Here is a 16,426-nt window from a genome sequence, read left to right as displayed (position 1 = left end):
GGTCGTCTGGCACCGAGTCTCCCTCCACTTCTCATGGCGGCCTTGTACGCATGTCGAAACTGCGTTCGGACATTCGTGCGCGGGGCCGGCCGGTTCGCACGCATTCTGCACTGCATGATCGCCGGGACCGCAGCATTCGTTATCGTACGGATACCGGCCGTTCGTGACGACACCATCCCGTGACTTTTTTACGCAGGGTTGACTTGTGCGAAGTTCAACCACGTTCGGGTGACGAATATGCGCCCTCAGATCGTGTTGTTGGCAGAGTGACGTTACGGGCTGTGCGAACAACACGGATAGTTCCGTACCGCCGGTATGCCACCAGATTCCTTCCTGCCCGTTTTGCCGCATAGAGCAGGGAGTCAGCTTCGAGCAGCTGGTCCTCCGCGTCGAGCAACGTTTCCGGTTGCAGTGCGACGCCGATACTGATTGTCACCGTCAGTCCCGAGCACAACTGTTCCCATTCGTGCTCGGCAACGCGGAGGCGGGCCCGTTCGGCGAGTGCGATCGCCGCTCCGGCGCTGGTGTCGGGCAGCACCAGAACGAATTCCTCGCCGCCGTAGCGCGCGCAGAACGCAGTTGGCGGAAGGCTCTGCTGCAACAGGGCTACCACCCGCTGCAGCACCTGGTCGCCCACCCGATGTCCGAACGTGTCGTTGACGATCTTGAAAAGGTCGAGGTCGACCAGAGCGAGCGCAGGCGCCCTGCCTTCGGTACGCAAACCGGTGAGCCGATCATCGAGATAGCGCCGGTTGTAGGTGGCGGTGAGGGCGTCGGTCAGGCTCTCCTGCCGCGCCTGCGCGCGCTCGCGGCGCAGCTGCTCCACCTCGAGCCGGAACTGGTCCGGTATTCGCGGCTCGGCGCGGGCCAGGTCGTACGCACACCGCAGGTGCTCGTACGCCCTGCGCCAGTTGCCCTGGGTCGCGAACATTCCCGCGATCGATTCGTGCACGGCGAGCAGGTCCGCGGAGTCGGCTTCACTCGCGCGGAGCGAGGCACTGTCCTGTGACACCACGTTTACCTCCGTCACTCAAGTCCCCTTCGTCTAGAAGGAGCGGTTCCTTGAGCTATCCGGACGCGTGGAACGTGAAGATCGCTCAACCGGACGAGGTGTCAACGATTGGCTACCGAGGGTTCAAACAGGGGGCGAATCCGTACGTCCTTCGGTCCAGGATCGCCACCCGTTGGGAACCGATTTGCTCGCCGACGAGCGTTCCGTCTCGGCGGACAGTGAGCGAGACGCCGACAACGTAGACGGTGCCGCGTGGCGAACTCGCTCCGTCGGGTGCCCAATCGGGATCAGGTCGAACCGAGGACATGGCTGGATAGATGTCCACGGTGAGTCCGTCGAGTTCGCAGAGCCTCGCGGCGAAGTCCGGATGCTGGGTGGTGCGGAGGAAGGCGAACTGGGCTTCCGATCCCTGGTCCGCTGCCTGGTTGAAGGCAGCGAAGTAGCGGTTGAGCAGGTCGGTGTCCGTCTCGGGGCGTGCGGTCGGCGCCGTGCTCGACAGGGGCGAGCAGCCGACGAGCAGCAGCGCGATCCCACTCGCCACCATTCCGGCCCTCGTCCGCACCGCGCCGAGCCTAGTGCCCCGGGCGCCAGCGGAAATTCGCCGACGAATTACGGAGGCGGGCCTACGACAGGCTTCAGGGGACATCCGGGGTGCTGAGGTGGATGTCCTCGGCAATCAGGATCTGCTTGTCGTGGTATGCCTCGTACGCCCGCTCGTCATCGAGTCCGTACAGATCGGCGTAGTCGGCGAAGGTGAACCGTTCGACCGTGCCGGTGACGTGGGCGACCTCGCCCTTGTGGACGTCCACTGTGCCCTGTTCGGTGAGCACGAGCAGCGAGTCCTCGCCGTACTCCTGGCCGCCGATCGCGAACGAGTTCGGCCCGATGACGTCGGTGACGGTCGCGGTGACGGTCACCTGCTGCCCGATGTACTCCTCGTCGTGGAAGATGTTCTCGTTCTCGGTGACGTCCTGGGCCGTGGCGTTCTTGTCCGGGCCGGCCGAGTCCCCACAGGCGACGGTGACCGACAGCGCCAGCAGCGCGACGGCCAGCCAGCGTGGCACTCTCGCTGCCGTGGTCGGGTACGGCATGACCAGGCCCCTTTCCCATGACGGACGTCCCTCGTCCTCAGGGATGCCCACGGGCGGGCCGGATCATGCACGCCGGGCGGGTCCGTCGTGGTGCCGCGAGTTCGGGGCCACCTCGGCGAGACGACCTTCGAGGAAAGCCCGCTCGGCTTCGTTGCCGGTAAGCGTGATCGCCTCTTCGTACGCCGCGGCGGCCGCTGTCCCGTGACCCAGCCTGCGGAGGAGATCCGCCTTGACCATCGGCAGGTAGCGGTACCCGGCGAGCCGGTGGTCCTGTTCCAACTCCTCGACCTCGGCCAACGCGACCGCCGGCCCGCGGACCATCGCGACAGCCACGGCCCGGTTGAGTGCGACCACCGGCGTCGGCCAGACCCGCAGCAGCTCGTCGTAGACCGCGAGGATCTGGTCCCAGTCCGTCTCCGCGTACGTCGGCGCGCTCGCGTGCAGTGCCGCGATGGCGGCCTGCAGGGCGAATCGACCGGGACGACCGCCACGAAGTGCTCCGAGGACGAGGTCGTGCGCCTCTGCGACGACCTGCTGGTCCCAGGCCGACCGGTCCTGCTCCTCCAGTGGCAGCAGCCGCCCGTCCGCGCCGACGCGGGTGGTCCGGCGGGCGTGGTTGGCCAGCAACAGCGCGAGCAGCCCCCGGACCTCGCGCTCGTCCGGCATCAGCGCACGCAGCATGCGCGCGAGGTCCAGGGCCCGCTCGGCGAGATCGTCGCGGGTCAGTGTGGGGCCTGCGGGCGCGGTGTGGCCGGTGGAGAAGAGCAGGTGGATCGCGGTCAAGGCGGCATCCAACCGGCCGGGCAGCGCGTCCGGCGACGGTATGCGGAAGGGAATTCGAGCGGCCGCGATCTTCTTCTTCGCCCTGGTCAGCCGGGCCGCCATGGTCGACTCGGATACCAGGAACGCCGTCGCGACCTCCGGCGTCGGCACCCCGCAGACCAGCCGCAGTGTGAGTGCGACCTGCGCTTCGGGGGACAGCGCGGGATGGCAGCAGAGGAAGACCAGCCGTAACCGGTCGTCGGCCTGCCCGTGGCCTGCCCCGGACGCCGCACCGGACGCCTCGGGCTCGACCAGCAGGTGCAGCTTCGACCGCAGGGTCCTGGCCCTGCGCAGGATGTCCAACGCGTTGTGCCGGGCAGCCGTGGTCAACCAGGCTCCTGGCCGGGCAGGCACACCGTCTCGGGACCAGGAGTCGAGCGCGGCGGCGTAGGCGTCCTGGACGCACTCCTCGGCCAGATCGATGTCACGGGTGACGCGCACCGTCGCGGCGAGCACGGTGGCCCATTCGTGACGGTGCGCGTCGGCGAGCGCCTGCCTGACCCCGGTCACGCGGTCAGGCGGAGTCGAGCAGCGGCCGGACCTCGACGGCCCCGTCCATGATCGGGAGCAGTTTGCCGACGGCTACCGCCTCGTCGAGGTTCTCGGCCTCCACGACGAAGAACCCGGCGATCACCTCTTTGCTCTCGATGAACGGGCCATCGGTGACCATGCCGTCCTTGTGCAGCGTCCGCGCCGTCGCACTTGGCTGCATGCCGTGTTCGTGCACGACCCGGACGCCCATGGCCGCGATCTGCTCCCCGGCGTTGATGTTGGCTTCCATGACCTCCGGCGGGATATCGGCCACTCCGCCGGGAGTTTCCTTTTCGTAGATGAGAATCGCGTACTGCGGCATCGTCTGTCCTGTCTGGTCGTGTCGCCCCGTCACCAGTTCCCGGTTTCCGGGCCCATGTGACCGTATTCGACGTCGCCGTCCCGTGTGTACCTGGAAATGAGGACCCCGGTGCCGGAACTGTTGATCTCGACCAGTTTCAACCCGGCCGGAATTGTCCCTTCGGCGAACAGCCGCTTGCCGGATCCGACGAGTACCGGGAACACCAGCAGTTGGAACTCGTCGACGAGGTCGTGCTCGACCAGCGTCTGGACAAGCCCGCCGCTGCCGTGAACCTGGATCTCGCCACCGTCGCCCTGCTTCAGCCGGCCAACCGCTTCGGCGACGGCCCCGGTGAGCAGCGTCGAGTTCTGCCAGGACACCGTCTCCAGGCTCCGGGACGCGACGTACTTGCGGACGCTGTTCCACTTGGCCCCGATCGGGTCGTCCGCATCGGCGAGCGGCCAGGAGGCAGCGAAGATCTCGTAGGTCCTGCGTCCGAGCAGGAGTGCGTCGGCCCTGGCTGCCGTCTCGGCCATCCGTCGCAGCAGTTGCCCGTCGAAGTGCGGAACGGCCCAGCCACCGTGCTCGAACCCGCCGTCGCGGTCCTCGTCGCTCCCGCCCGGTGCCTGCATGACCCCGTCCAGCGACACGAAGATGGTCACCGTCAGTTTGCGCATGTCGTTTCCCTCGCTCGTACCTGCCGTCGGGCGTCGGTGGTGACGCCCTCAGCAACCACGGCGAACGAGAACGGACGGAATCGACAACTGGAGGGAATTGATTTCGCGGAGGGCTGGCCGAACTGGCTCAGCCGCCGGAGTGCATGTCCTCGGCCTCGGGGACGCAGTCGTCGTCCGGGTCGTCCAGCCAGCCGTGCGGCAGTGTGACCTTGCCGGGCGAGCCCTGTCGTCCCCGCGGGCCCTGCCCTTCAGCTGGGAACGGCGTGTCCAACCCGACCGTCTCCAGCCTGCCGATCAGCTCGTCGAGCTCCTGCAGGCTCGACACCATCGCGAAGCCACGCCGCAGTTCCGAGCCGAGCGGGAAGCCCATGAAGTACCAGGCCATGTGCTTGCGCAGGTCGCGCAGGGCCTTGTCGGTGCCGTCGTGCTCGATGAGCAACTCGGCGTGCCGCCGCAGTACCCGCGCTACCTCGCCGAGCGGCGGGCCGTCGGGGACCGGCCTGTCCTGGAACGCGGCTTCCAGTTCGCCGAACAGCCACGGCCTGCCCAGACAGCCGCGACCGACGACGACACCGTCGCAGCCGGTCTCGCTGACCATCCGCAACGCGTCGTTCGCGGTGAAGATGTCGCCGTTGCCCAGAACCGGAATGGTGGTCACGGCTTCCTTGAGCCGGGCGATGTGGCTCCAGTCCGCCGCACCGGAGTAGCGCTGGGCCGCCGTCCTGGCGTGCAGCGACACCGCGGCGGCGCCTTCCGCCTCGGCGATCCGGCCCGCGTCGAGATAGGTGTGGTGCTGGTCGTCGATGCCCACGCGGAACTTGACCGTGAACGGCACGCCCGCGCCCTCGGCAGCCTGTACGGACGCGCGCACGATGTCGGCGAACAGGCGGCGCTTGAACGGCAGCGCCGCGCCGCCACCCTTGCGGGTCACCTTGCTGACGGGGCAGCCGAAGTTGCTGTCGACGTGGTCGGCGAGCCCCTCGCCGACGATGATCTTGACTGCCTCGCTCATCGTCTTCGGGTCGACGCCGTAGAGCTGCATCGAGCGGGGGTACTCGCCCTCACCGAAGGTCATCATGTGCATCGTCCCGGGATGCCGTTCGACCACGGCGCGGGCGGTGATCATCTCGCACACGTACAGGCCGGCGCCGTACTCCTGGCACAGCCTGCGGAAGGCCACGTTGGTGATACCGGCCATCGGTGCGAGCACGACTGGCGGATCGACCTCGTACGGGCCGATCCGCAGGGCGGGCTTCGAGAGGGTGGCGGTCACGTCCTCCATTGTCGCCGATGACGACCGCCACATCGAACTCGCCTGGCGCGGCTAGAAGTCGACGTTGACGCAGGCCAGCCTCGAACCGGCGTCTCCGGCCTCGCCGGGGGCGGTGTGGGTGTGCATCTCGTGGATGACCACCGAGGCCGGGCGGCGCTCGCCCAACGGCCACGCCACCTTCGAGATCTCCAGTGAGTTGCCCAGCCGGTCCGTGGTGAAGTCGAGCCAGATCTCGTTGTCCGGGTTGGCGTAGGCCGGGTCGACCGAGGGGCTGACCGGGTCCTGTTCGTGCTGGAAGTGCGGACCGGCGTCCTTGCCGGTCGGGCCGCACGGCTTGGTGTGGGCGTGTGCGCCGTACTCGCGGTTCGGCACAAGGCCTCCGACGGACAGCGCAGTGCTCGTGCCCAGCCCCGGAGCGGACAGTGCGAAGACGTGGGCGCGTGCGCCCTCCGGCACCAGTGCGGGGTCGTACGTGCTGGCGGCCTTGCCCGGCTCGTACCCGCCGAACGTCCCTCCCGCCGTTGCCAGCCGCGGTGAGACTGTCGGTTCCGCGGCCGCGTTGCCCGCCCCGGTGACAAGGACGGCGAGAACGAGGGCGGCGATTGTGGCGATCGAGCGGTGCATGCCTCCACCTGTTATCTCGCCGTCGGGCTCGTGCGCCAGTGTTCTCACACGATCGAGTGGTGAACCCGTTTCACGATGTGGGCCTGGCGCGGAACCGGCGTCCGGCAGCCTCGTAGGCTGACGACGTGACAACGACCGCGGGCAGACCTGCTGATCGGACCTGGTTGGTCGCCGTGGCGGCGGCGCTCTGGGGCACGGACGGATTGCTGCGGCTGCCCATGGCCGAGGCGTTGCCCGCCGCGACCGTGGTGTTCTGGGAGCACCTGCTGATCGTGCTGGTGCTGCTGCCCTTCGTGCCTCGCGCGCTGCGGGCACTGCGCGCCTGCGGAAGGCGGGAGTGGATCGCGGTCCTGGTGATCGGGGCGGGTTCCTCCGCGCTCGCCACCACGCTGTTCACCATGGCCTTCCAGACCGGCGATCCGGTCACGCCGCTCGTCCTGCAGAAGCTGCAACCGGTGATCGCAGTTCTCGCCGCGTTCTTCATCCTCGGTGAACGGTTGCGCCCCGGCTATGTCGTCTTCGCCGTGCCCGCGGTGGCGGGCGCCTGGCTACTGGCCTTCGCCGACCCGTTCGACGTCGAGGTGGCGGCGGCGCAGACCGCGCTGCTCGCGCTCGGGGCGGCGGCCCTGTGGGCGGCGGGCACCGTTCTGGGCCGGTTGGTGTCGAAGCAGTTGCCCGCGCTGGACGTCACCGTGCTGCGGTTCAGCGTCGGTCTGCCGGTAGCGGCAGCCCTGTTGTGGGCACAGGATGACTCGATCGTCCCCGGCTGGGGCAACGCCGTCGGCCTCGTTCTGCTGGCCCTGGTACCGGGGCTGTTGGCACTGAGCCTGTACTACGTGGGCCTGCGGGCCACTCCGGCCGCGCGAGCGACGCTGGCCGAGTTGGCGTTCCCCGTCACCGCCGCGCTGATCGGCGTGTCCTTTCTCGGAGCGTCACTGTCCGCGACGCAGTGGATCGGTCTCGTGATCGTCGTCGGCGCGGTGACCGCCCTCGGCTGGCACGAGCGCTCGCGGGGTGGGACTGTCGTGGTGGAGCAGGCACTGGAACGGGTGTGAGGCGATAACACTGAGCGAGGCGGATTCCGAGTCGGAGAACGAGAAGCTCGCTCGCAACGTCAACGAGCTGCTCGGTGAGTTGCGCGTCGCGCAGGCGGGCGTGCAGATTCTCTTCGGGTTCCTGCTCTCCGTCGTCTTCACCGGCACCTTCCGTGACGCGAGCGGATTCGAGAAGTCGTTGCACATCTCGGCCGTACTGCTCACCTCGGTGGCCACCGCGCTGCTCACCGCGCCCGCCGCCTGGCACCGGGTGCTTTTCCGGGGTGGTCGGCGGTGGGACATCCTGCGCGCGGGCAACCGCTCGGTGCTCGCCGGACTCGCCTGCCTCGCCGCCGCAGTGACGGTGACGGTGGCACTCATCGCCAAGGTGGTGTTCGGCATTGTCGCGATGGTGGTCCTCGGGCCGCTCGTCGGAGTGCTGTTCCTGGTGGTCTGGTTCATCGTTCCGACCCGGATGCTCAGGCACCAGCCGGCCGACGGTTAATCGGCCACGGTCCCTCCCGTTCTTCAGTGAATGACTTCCCGGCGTATGCGCCGGGAAGTCATTCAGACTTCTGCAAATGAGTCCTATTCTTACTACTGGGTAGTGATGATCGTCGGAATCCGAAGATCGGACCCTTCGCGACCTGAAGGGTGCAAGTGTGGGGAAAGGTTTCCCGGTAATCCACGGTCCGTCCTTTCCGGTGCCCCTTGCTGTTGCAGTTACCGGCGCGTAGATAAGGACACGGGGTTCCCGGACCAGCAAGGCCGCTTTCGGTGCCGGGTAAGGTTCTTCTCCTTTTGCGATCGTCGGCAGCAGTGCGCTGTCGGTTACCGGTCCTGCTGCCACGACTGACGGGCGGTAGCCGTCGTCAGGAACGCGGCGAGTGCGAGTGTGCACATCAGAATTCGTTTGCGAAGCATGTTCATCCTTCAACTAAACGGGCGCGGTATTTGCTTCCTTGTGGGGAGCTCCACTCATGAATACGTTTTGGAGTGCTATTGACCCGCAGTGACAAGAGTCACCGCGAGGGAAATGTGAACGGCCGACTTCCCACGAACGGCGGTACGTGCCTATCGGGCTCGATGCCAAGGTTGGTTCACGAACAACGGCGCCTGATGAGCGCGCTCTTCCGCAAGATCCACGAATTTCGCGGGTCGGTTTGTGGTGGGCGAGAAGGAAAAACAGTGACGACCAGGGGTGGTAGAAGTGCGGATACGCTCGGCTCGGACGAGACCGAAGAATTCTGGCAGGAATGCGTTCGTCTTCGCTCAGCTCTGGTCCGGGCAGCGGCAACGTTCGGCGTAGAGGCTGACGCGGAGGACATCGTCCACGAAGCCTTCCTGCGCGCGGCCAGGTACGACGACCTCGACCTGGACCGGCTCAGTCGTTTTCTCTCGACCGTCACCCGCAGGCTCTGCGTCGACGATCTTCGGCGCCGGGTGGCGCTTCAGGCCGCGGCGGTGCATCCTCGGGTACTGCTGCCGTCGGTCGGGGCACTGGAGGACCCGGAGGAAACGGTGTTGTGCCGGGAGGAGGCACGCTGGCTCATAGCCAGGTTTGGCCGGTTGAGTGAGCGGGAACGCTTTGTCCTGCTACATCTGGAGCGAGGGGTATCCCACGACGAGATCGCCCGACGACTGGGTACGACCAGGAGGGCGACCGAAAGTATTGCCAGCCGCGCGCGGCGCAGGGTGCGCGAGCTGATGGCCCGCCGGGCTCGGTGTGACCGGGTTCTCGGCGACTGAGAAAGTCCTGGTGCGGCGTTTGCAGGGGCGCCGCGCCAGGACTTTCCTTCGTGCACTGTCGGAATCAGGACGGTGATTCGCTTTGCTGGATCAGGTCAGGCCGCTGCCGCCGAGTTGAAGACGGACCGGGCGACATCGCCGAAGTACGGGCCGTACATCGTCGACGAGTCGGTTGTGTACTTGAAGCTGTTCACCGAGTTGAGTTTGCCGCCGGTGATCCAGCCGCCGCCGGACGAGCCGCCGGTCATGCTGCACTTGAGGCCCTGGTCGGTCGAGCCACGCTGATCCTGCGTCACGGTGCCGGAGCAGGACCACAGCGTCTGCCCGTCGAACGGTGAGGCGGCCGGGTAGCCGTAGGCGGTGTAGTCCAGGCCGCGGGACAGGTTGAACGCGATCGGGTAGGAGCCGACCACATCGGTGAGGCTCTGGCCGCTGGAGTTCTCGTTCATCACGGCGAAGCCGACATCGTGGTTGAAGTCGCCGGACTGTGACCATTGGGTGGTGGTGAACAGTTCCTTGGCGGTCCAGGTGCCATAGGGTTCCGCACCTTCGTCGTAAGCGGGAACGAAGGCGAAGTTGGTGGCGAACTCGCCCGGCCCCTCGTTCAGGCAGTGGCCCGCGGTGGTGACCACATCGGCGTTGCCGCTCGCCGTGGCCGTGCCGGAGCAGACGTAGTCGGTGCCGCCGAGGGTGAAGAACACCTTGCCGAGTTCCGGCTGGGGCGTGGCCGGGACGGCGGATTCGGTCTTCTTGTTCTTCCCGTTCCCCTTTCCGTTGCCACCCGCCTGCGCCTTGTCACCGGCGAACCTGATTTCGGCAGGCGCTGCGGAGGACATGCGCTCGGCAGTCCAGTACGCGTCGATCCGATGTTGTTCGGCCGTCGTCGTCGCGGCCTCTTCGGCCACGGTGTGCGGTTGCGCGACCGGCGCTGGCGCGGCCATCGCGGGGGCGGACAGGGTCACCGAGGCGCCCGCGGCCGCTATCGCGGCGAGCAGGGAACGAACGAGAGGTCGTGCCATCAGTTGATCTCTCCCGACTGTCGTGATCTCGCCGAGCAGGGGTGGACGGCGATGCGGGAAAGCTAGGTCGCGGGCTGCCACGATCGGGAGACTTGAAATGTGAGAGATCCTCGGCTACTCCCTGGTCCAGGTGCTTGCGCCCCTACTTTCGAGGTCACCTGTTGGGGTGAGGGCAAAAGGCGGGGCAACCCCAGGCCTACTGACATTCGTCATCTCGTCCTCGTGACTCCGCCGCACTACCTCGTGGCGCTGCCGACGACCACTGTTGGCAGGGCAACAAGGTGAGGAGTTCGACGTGCAAATCGTGCTGGGGGTGAGCGGGGTCCACCACTCCTACAGTGGTCCCCCCGCTCTGGACGGAGTCGATCTCGAGGTCGGGGCCGGTGAGTGTGTCGCACTGCTGGGACCCAACGGAGCAGGCAAGACGACGCTGGTGAACCTGGCGATCGGCCTGCTTAGGGTGCAGCGGGGGCAGGTCCTGCTGGCCGGCGGCAACCCGCGCGACGCCGCGACCCGCCGTCACCTTGGTGTCGTACAGCAGTCCCTCGGCTTCCCGGCCACGCTCAAGGTGGGCGAACTGGTCGCAGGGGCTGCTGTACGCGGAGGGCGTCCGCGGTCCACGGCGGGACCGGTGCTGGCGGAACTGGGGCTGACGGAGTTCGTGAACCGGCGCGCCGCGAAACTCTCCGGTGGGCAGAAGCAGCGCCTGCAACTGGCGATGGCGCTGGTCACCGATCCGGATCTGCTCGTGCTCGACGAACCGACCGCCGGGCTGGACGTCGTCGCCCGGAAGCAGTTCTGGCAACTGCTGGAGCAGCGTCGTGAGCGTGGCACCGGAGTGTTGGTCACCACGCATCTGATCGAGGAGTCCGCTGCGGTGGCCGACCGGGTGGTCGTGCTGGCGGACGGCAGCGTGCTGGCCAAGGGCTCCCCCGGGGAACTGGTGGCCCTGCTGCCCGATCGGACGGTCGTCGCGCGCACCTCGCTCGATCTCGACCGCCTTCGTGCGCTGCCCGGCGTGGTGGCGGCCCGGCGCGACGCCGAGTACGTCCGGCTGAGCACCCGTTCGCCGGAGGACCTGCTCCGTGTGCTGCTCGCGGAGGATCACCAGCTGTCGGATCTGCGCGTCGAGGGCGCGGGACTCGAGGAAGCCGTTGTCGCCCTCACCAGTCGTCCCCAGGAGGTCCGGGAATGAACACACGCATCTTCGGAGTCGAGGTGGCCGACGAGTTGCGCGGCATCTTCCGTGAACCGACGGCCCTGTTCTTCTCGATCCTGATGCCCGTCGGGTTCTTCGTCCTGTTCGTCTCCCTGTTCGGCAACTACGGCGACGAGGCGGTGCCACGCGGGACGCAGATGCTCGCGACGTTCGGCACTTTCGGTGTGCTCTCGGTGACGCTGATGAATCCGGGAATCGGCGTCGCGCAGGACCGGGAACTCGGCTGGTTGCGGGCCAAGCAGGTGTCTGCCGTGCCGATCCGGCTGACGTTGGCCGCCAAGGTCACCGCGAGCATGCCCTACGCGGTCGGTGTGCTGATCGCGATGGGCGTCGCGGCCGCGTTCACCGGCACGCTGAACGCCTCCGTCGGCAGCCTTGCCCGGCTCGTCGTCGTACTCCTGCTGGGTTCGCTGCCGTTCGCGCTGTTCGGCCTCGCGATCGGGTTCCAGACGAGGTCGAACGCGGCCGCGGCCATCCTCAACGCGATCCTGATGCCCTCGGCCGTGCTCTCCGGGCTGTGGATGCCGCTGGAGATCATGCCCGCGTTCATCCAGAATGTCGCACCGTTCCTGCCGACCTACCACCTGGCGCAGCTCGCGCTGGGGCAACTCGACGGCAGCGCGGTCGCAGGACACACGTCGGTGCTGGTCGCGACCACCGCGGTGACGGCGACGCTCGCGGCCGTGTCGTATCGTCATGCTCGATCATGAGCGAACCCACCAGGCCGCAGAAGTCCCCGTGGCGGACGATGGACTGGCTGTTCCTGGTCTATCTGGTCATCCCGTTCTTCCAGCCGATCTTCAGCCCGGAGAACCCGCCGGGCGAGTGGCTGCTCGCGGCCGGATTCGTCGGTGCGTTCCTGCCGGTGTTCGTCGCCGGGGTGCTGCGGCCGGAGCGATCCCGGCTGCTGGCCGTGCTGACCACATTGCTGGGCGTCGCGGGCACCCCGTTCAACACCGGTCTTTCGATCCTGTTCGTCTACGCGGCCGCGTTCGCCGCCTCCGTCGAGACCCGCAGGGTGGCGCTGCGCTGGCTGGCGGCGCTCACGGTGATCCTCGGGGTCCTCGGCGTCGTCTCCCTGGTTCCGCTCCCGTGGCGGCTGTGGGGCCTGCTGCCCTCCCTGCTGTTCATCTGGGTCATCGGCTTCATCCAGATCGAGGGCTCCGAGAAGGGCAGGGAGGCCGCCGAGCTGCGGATGCGCAACGCCAGGGTGGAACATCTTGCGACGGTCTCCGAACGCGAGCGGATCGCCCGCGACCTGCACGACCTGCTCGGGCACTCGCTGACCGCGGTGGTGGTGCGGGCCCAGCTCGTGCGGCAACTGGTGCCGGCGGATCCGGACAAGGCGCGGACGGAGGCCGCCGAGATCGAGCAGATCGCCAGGAACGCGCTGTCGGAGGTCAGAAGCACGCTGGGCGGCTGGCGGCAGGCGAGCCTGGACGACGAACTCGAATCGGCCCGCGCCACGCTGGCGAGCATGGGGGTCGAGCTGACGGTGCACCAGGACGACGCCCTGACCCTCGTCGGCTCGGTGGAGCACGCACTGGCACTGGCGCTGCGCGAAGCGGTGACGAACGTGGCGCGGCACGCGCGCGCCCGGACGTGTCACGTTCGCGTCGGCGTCGAGAACGGGGAGCTGCGGCTCGTGGTGGCGGACGACGGCAGGGGCGGACACGCGCGGGAAGGCAACGGGCTCGCCGGTATCCGTGAGCGCGTGACCGCGCTGGGCGGCACCGTGGATCGCACCGGAACGGTCGGCACCACGATCACGATCGCGGTGCCTGCGGAGGTGGCACTGTGAGCGGGCCGATCAGGGTCGTCCTGGCCGAGGACCAGGCGATGGTGCTCGGGGCGTTCGCCTCACTGCTCGACCTGCAGCCGGATGTCGAGGTGGTCGCGACGGCGGCCGACGGCGACGAGGCATTCGCGGCGGTGCTGGAGCATCGGCCGGATGTGCTGCTCACCGACATCGAGATGCCGGGACGAACCGGACTCGACCTCGCGGCGGAACTGAACGAGCGGGGCGCGGTGACCCGCGTGCTGATCGTGACGATGTTCGCCCGCAGCGGGTACCTGCGCAGGGCGATGGACGCCGGGGTGGCCGGCTACCTGCTCAAGGACGCGCCGATCGGCGAACTGGTCGCCGCCCTTCGCCGGGTGCACGCGGGTGAGCGGGTGGTGGCCCCGGAACTCGCGGTCGCCGCGTTCGACACCGCGAACCCGCTCACCGACCGGGAACGGGAACTGCTGCGCGAGGTGGCCGAGGGTGCGGGGAACGCCGTGATCGCCGCGCGGTTGCACCTGGCCGAGGGCACCGTGCGGAACTACCTTTCCGCGGCGATGGCGAAGCTCAACGCCCGCAACCGCAGCGAGGCCGCCAAGCTGGCTCGCGAGCGCGGTTGGCTCTGACGGCCGGTCACCGGTTCGCGCGACCGGTGTCCACGTAGGACTCGATGCCGTCGAGGAGTCGCTGGATGCCGAAGTGCAGGTCGAAGTCGATGCCGTCGCCCTGTGCTTCGACCGGCTCGAAGAGCTCGTCGGCGACCAGCCCGGCCAGTGTCGGGTACCGAGTGGCGTCCACGTGGTCCCGCAGCACCGCCGCGAATCCGGACCCCGCCTGGGTGACACTGACCCCCGCCTGTTCGCGGGCCTGGGCCATGTCCAGCGAGATACGCGCCAGTTCCCGCGTCGTTCCGAGCAGGAAGGTCGCCACCGCGACGAGGTCGGCGCCGCCCAGCCCCGCCTGGGACAGCGGGCGCAGCGCGGCCTCGAACCAGGACAGCTGGTTCGGTCCCACCGGCGGGCCGTTGATCTGCACGCGCAGTACCCAGGGGTGCTCCTGGTACATGGTCCAGATTCGGCGCACCCAGTCCTCGATCTCGGCACGCCAGTCGGTGCATGGGCCGGCGGGGATGGGTGCGGGTCCGCAGCCGATGTCGATCATCACGTCGAGCAGCTGTTCCTTGCTCGGCACGTACCGGTACAGCGACATCGTGCTGAACCCGAGTTCCTTCGCCACCCGCTGCATCGAGAGTGCGTCGAGCCCCTCGGCATCGGCGATCGCGATCGCCGCACGAGCGATCCGGTCGATGGTGAGTTTGGGCTTCGGGCCTCTGCTCGGACGGTCGCGTGCTCCCCAGAGCAGCTCGGCGCTGCTCAGTGGTCCCTGCCTGCCGCTGTAACCGGTCGTTGTCCGGTCGGTCGTCATACGCCACCTAATCACTGTCGTCTTGACGTACATCCTAAAACTGTGTATCAAATACACCATTATGCGTATCAGATACACAATTGGGGGGCATCGTGAGAACGGGTGAGGTGATCGAGGCGAAGGGGCTACGGAAGTCCTTCGGCGAGATCGAGGTGCTGGCCGGGGTGGACCTGCGGGTCGAACGGGGGACGATGCTCGCCCTGCTCGGGCCGAACGGCGCTGGCAAGACCACGGCGGTGCGGATCCTCAGCACGCTGCTCGGAATGGACGGTGGCAGCGCGCGGATCGCCGGGTACGACGTCGCCACGCAGGCGCGTGCGGTCCGCGGCGTCATCGGGGTCACCGGGCAGCAGACGGCCGTCGACGGTCTGCTCACCGGGTACGAGAACCTGGTGATGATGGGCAGGCTGTTCCGGCTCGGTTCGGCAGCCGCGCGGGAGCGAGCGCGCGAGCTGCTCGTGCGATTCGATCTGGTGGATGCGGGGCAGCGACAGGTCAAGACCTACTCCGGGGGCATGCGCCGCAGGCTGGACGTCGCGATCAGCATGATCACCGCACCGCCGGTGATCTTCCTGGACGAGCCCACGACCGGACTCGACCCACGTAGCCGCGGGGACGTGTGGCAGACCGTGCGTCAGCTCCTCGACGGTGGGGTCACGATCCTGCTGACGACGCAGTACCTGGAGGAGGCCGACCAGCTGGCGGACCGGATCGCCGTGATCGACGGCGGCGCGATCGTCGCCGAGGGCACCGCGTCGCAACTCAAGCAGCAGGTGGGCGCGGAGTTGCTCGACCTGACCTTCGCCGACGCGGAAAGCTACGCGAAGGGTGCCGCGGCGCTCGGCGTCGAGCGGCCGCGACTCGACGAAACGGCGCTGCGGGCCGAGGTTCCCGTCGCCGCCGCCCACGACGTCAAACGCATCCTCGATCTGCTGGACGTCGCCGGCGCGAATCTCAGCAGGGTGCGGGTCACGGAACCGTCGCTCGACGACGTCTTCCTGAGTCTGACCGGAAGCCAGGCCGAAACACCCGAGCCCGTGGGAGGGCGGTCATGACGACGACAACGGCATCCCAGGGCCACGAGCGGTCCGAACTCCACTGGGCGCTGAGCGACTCCGCCGTCCTCATCGGACGCAACGTGCGGCACGTCCTGCGCAGCCCCGAACAACTGATGCTCATGCTGTTCCTGCCGATCGTGCTGCTGCTGATGTTCCGGTACGTCTTCGGCGGCGCCGTCGACGTGGGTTCGACCACCTACGTGAACTACGTGCTCCCGGGAATCATCGCGGTCAGTATCACCTTCAACGCGACCCAGACCAGTGTCGGTGTGGCCGGGGACATGCTGGAGGGCATCGTGGAGCGCTTCCGCACCATGCCGATGCTCAGCTCGGCCGTGCTGGTCGGACACGTTGCCGCCTCGGTGGTTCGTACCGCGGTGTCGATCGCCGTGATGCTCGGCGTCGGCTTCCTGATCGGCTTCCGCCCGGCGGCCGACGTCCTCGACTGGATCGGCGCGGTGGGGTTGCTGCTGTTGTTCGCCATCGCCGTGTCCTGGCTGGCCGCGATCGTCGGCATGCTCGCCCAGACCGTGGAGGGCGCGAGCGGGATGACGATGCCGCTGGTGTTCATCCCGTATCTCAGCAGTGCGTTCGTGCCGCCCGACTCGATGCCCGAGGTGCTGCGCGTGTTCGCCGAGAACCAGCCCGTGACCCTGGTGATCGACACGGTTCGCGCGATGTTCCTCGGGCTGCCCGTGAACGGGACCGGCTGGATCGCGGTGCTCTGGTGGGCCGGGCTGATCGTCGTCGCGGTGCCGTTGAGCGGGATGTTGTTCCGCCGCAAGGTGGTTCGCATGCGCGCCTGAAC

At 67.9% G+C, this 16,426-nt stretch carries 19 protein-coding genes; 9 read left to right on the top strand and 10 right to left on the bottom strand.

Translation table 11 applies throughout. The annotated features are described in order from the left end of the window. Window positions 1-214: 214 nt before the first annotated feature. From BM199_RS00955 to BM199_RS00920, 8 genes are all read right to left on the bottom strand, one after another. A complete protein-coding gene (locus BM199_RS00955) occupies window positions 215-1,030 on the bottom strand; it encodes a GGDEF domain-containing protein (protein WP_177242425.1) in 816 nt (271 codons plus the stop codon). A gap of 94 nt (window positions 1,031-1,124) precedes the next feature. Beyond that, entirely contained in the window at window positions 1,125-1,574 is a 450-nt protein-coding gene (locus BM199_RS00950) for a hypothetical protein (RefSeq protein ID WP_143101737.1), read from the bottom strand. Window positions 1,575-1,647: 73 nt separating this feature from the next. Beyond that, window positions 1,648-2,103: a hypothetical protein gene (locus BM199_RS00945; protein ID WP_091668027.1), complete on the bottom strand. Its 456-nt coding sequence runs from the start codon at window positions 2,101-2,103 to the stop codon at window positions 1,648-1,650. 63 nt (window positions 2,104-2,166) lie between these two features. After that, on the bottom strand, window positions 2,167-3,435 hold the full coding sequence (locus BM199_RS00940; RefSeq protein ID WP_091668024.1) for an RNA polymerase sigma factor: 1,269 nt from the start codon (window positions 3,433-3,435) through the stop codon (window positions 2,167-2,169). A 4-nt stretch (window positions 3,436-3,439) separates the two neighbouring features. Continuing rightward, a complete protein-coding gene (locus BM199_RS00935; RefSeq protein ID WP_091668021.1) occupies window positions 3,440-3,778 on the bottom strand; it encodes a YciI family protein in 339 nt (112 codons plus the stop codon). Between the two features lie 29 nt (window positions 3,779-3,807). Continuing rightward, entirely contained in the window at window positions 3,808-4,434 is a 627-nt protein-coding gene (locus BM199_RS00930; RefSeq protein ID WP_091668018.1) for a dihydrofolate reductase family protein, read from the bottom strand. A gap of 127 nt (window positions 4,435-4,561) precedes the next feature. Beyond that, entirely contained in the window at window positions 4,562-5,716 is a 1,155-nt protein-coding gene (gene dusB, locus BM199_RS00925; protein ID WP_177242457.1) for a tRNA dihydrouridine synthase DusB, read from the bottom strand. A gap of 42 nt (window positions 5,717-5,758) precedes the next feature. Continuing rightward, window positions 5,759-6,331 (bottom strand): superoxide dismutase family protein, encoded by a 573-nt coding sequence (locus BM199_RS00920; RefSeq protein ID WP_091668015.1) that lies wholly within the window; start codon window positions 6,329-6,331, stop codon window positions 5,759-5,761. A 125-nt stretch (window positions 6,332-6,456) separates the two neighbouring features. Between BM199_RS00920 and BM199_RS00915 the strand changes: the two genes are divergently transcribed. The 3 genes from BM199_RS00915 to BM199_RS00905 all read left to right on the top strand — a co-directional run bounded on the left by BM199_RS00915 (window position 6,457) and on the right by BM199_RS00905 (window position 9,114). Further along, window positions 6,457-7,386 carry a DMT family transporter gene (locus BM199_RS00915; protein WP_245788060.1) on the top strand — a complete coding sequence of 310 codons (930 nt, stop codon included), beginning with the start codon at window positions 6,457-6,459 and terminating at the stop codon, window positions 7,384-7,386. A 10-nt stretch (window positions 7,387-7,396) separates the two neighbouring features. After that, window positions 7,397-7,870, top strand: coding sequence for a DUF6328 family protein (locus tag BM199_RS00910; RefSeq protein ID WP_091669535.1), 474 nt, complete (start codon window positions 7,397-7,399; stop codon window positions 7,868-7,870). 683 nt (window positions 7,871-8,553) lie between these two features. Then, the gene (locus tag BM199_RS00905) at window positions 8,554-9,114 is read left to right on the top strand and encodes an RNA polymerase sigma factor (protein ID WP_177242424.1); all 561 of its coding nucleotides are present in this window, start codon (window positions 8,554-8,556) and stop codon (window positions 9,112-9,114) included. Between the two features lie 95 nt (window positions 9,115-9,209). Here the strand turns inward: BM199_RS00905 and BM199_RS00900 are convergent, their stop codons facing one another. Next, window positions 9,210-10,133, bottom strand: a complete 924-nt coding sequence (locus tag BM199_RS00900; RefSeq protein WP_177242423.1) for a trypsin-like serine peptidase — start codon at window positions 10,131-10,133, stop codon at window positions 9,210-9,212. A 295-nt stretch (window positions 10,134-10,428) separates the two neighbouring features. Here BM199_RS00900 and BM199_RS00895 point away from each other — a divergent pair, with 295 nt between their 5' ends. From BM199_RS00895 to BM199_RS00880, 4 genes are read left to right on the top strand one after another with little or no spacing between them, the layout of a single operon-like run. Further along, window positions 10,429-11,328, top strand: coding sequence for an ABC transporter ATP-binding protein (locus tag BM199_RS00895; RefSeq protein ID WP_245788059.1), 900 nt, complete (start codon window positions 10,429-10,431; stop codon window positions 11,326-11,328). Next, window positions 11,325-12,062, top strand: coding sequence for an ABC transporter permease (locus BM199_RS00890; RefSeq protein ID WP_091668010.1), 738 nt, complete (start codon window positions 11,325-11,327; stop codon window positions 12,060-12,062). Before BM199_RS00895 ends, BM199_RS00890 begins: the two co-directional genes overlap by 4 nt. Next, window positions 12,059-13,153: a sensor histidine kinase gene (locus tag BM199_RS00885; protein WP_091668007.1), complete on the top strand. Its 1,095-nt coding sequence runs from the start codon at window positions 12,059-12,061 to the stop codon at window positions 13,151-13,153. Before BM199_RS00890 ends, BM199_RS00885 begins: the two co-directional genes overlap by 4 nt. After that, window positions 13,150-13,761 (top strand): response regulator transcription factor, encoded by a 612-nt coding sequence (locus BM199_RS00880; RefSeq protein ID WP_091668004.1) that lies wholly within the window; start codon window positions 13,150-13,152, stop codon window positions 13,759-13,761. The genes BM199_RS00885 and BM199_RS00880 overlap by 4 nt, the downstream gene beginning before the upstream one ends. 7 nt (window positions 13,762-13,768) lie before the next feature. Here the strand turns inward: BM199_RS00880 and BM199_RS00875 are convergent, their stop codons facing one another. Further along, complete coding sequence (locus BM199_RS00875; RefSeq protein WP_091668001.1) at window positions 13,769-14,560, bottom strand: TetR/AcrR family transcriptional regulator; 792 nt, start codon at window positions 14,558-14,560, stop codon at window positions 13,769-13,771. A 107-nt stretch (window positions 14,561-14,667) separates the two neighbouring features. Here BM199_RS00875 and BM199_RS00870 point away from each other — a divergent pair, with 107 nt between their 5' ends. Both BM199_RS00870 and BM199_RS00865 read left to right on the top strand, forming a co-directional pair. Continuing rightward, window positions 14,668-15,615: an ATP-binding cassette domain-containing protein gene (locus BM199_RS00870; protein ID WP_091667998.1), complete on the top strand. Its 948-nt coding sequence runs from the start codon at window positions 14,668-14,670 to the stop codon at window positions 15,613-15,615. Then, on the top strand, window positions 15,612-16,424 hold the full coding sequence (locus BM199_RS00865) for an ABC transporter permease (protein WP_091667996.1): 813 nt from the start codon (window positions 15,612-15,614) through the stop codon (window positions 16,422-16,424). Before BM199_RS00870 ends, BM199_RS00865 begins: the two co-directional genes overlap by 4 nt. Window positions 16,425-16,426: the final 2 nt, after the last annotated feature.

This window comes from Amycolatopsis marina, from assembly GCF_900111885.1.
Taxonomy (GTDB): Bacteria; Actinomycetota; Actinomycetes; order Mycobacteriales; family Pseudonocardiaceae; genus Amycolatopsis; species Amycolatopsis marina.
This window is presented reverse-complemented; position numbering and strand designations above follow the sequence as displayed.

Coding starts and splice junctions, on each gene's coding strand:
- BM199_RS00945 (WP_091668027.1), bottom strand. CDS start 2,103: ATGCCGTACCCGACCACGGCAGCGAGAGTGCCACGCTGGCTGGCCGTC.
- BM199_RS00935 (WP_091668021.1), bottom strand. CDS start 3,778: ATGCCGCAGTACGCGATTCTCATCTACGAAAAGGAAACTCCCGGCGGA.
- BM199_RS00930 (WP_091668018.1), bottom strand. CDS start 4,434: ATGCGCAAACTGACGGTGACCATCTTCGTGTCGCTGGACGGGGTCATG.
- dusB (WP_177242457.1), bottom strand. CDS start 5,716: ATGGAGGACGTGACCGCCACCCTCTCGAAGCCCGCCCTGCGGATCGGC.
- BM199_RS00920 (WP_091668015.1), bottom strand. CDS start 6,331: ATGCACCGCTCGATCGCCACAATCGCCGCCCTCGTTCTCGCCGTCCTT.
- BM199_RS00900 (WP_177242423.1), bottom strand. CDS start 10,133: ATGGCACGACCTCTCGTTCGTTCCCTGCTCGCCGCGATAGCGGCCGCG.
- BM199_RS00890 (WP_091668010.1), top strand. CDS start 11,325: ATGAACACACGCATCTTCGGAGTCGAGGTGGCCGACGAGTTGCGCGGC.
- BM199_RS00885 (WP_091668007.1), top strand. CDS start 12,059: ATGAGCGAACCCACCAGGCCGCAGAAGTCCCCGTGGCGGACGATGGAC.
- BM199_RS00875 (WP_091668001.1), bottom strand. CDS start 14,560: ATGACGACCGACCGGACAACGACCGGTTACAGCGGCAGGCAGGGACCA.
- BM199_RS00865 (WP_091667996.1), top strand. CDS start 15,612: ATGACGACGACAACGGCATCCCAGGGCCACGAGCGGTCCGAACTCCAC.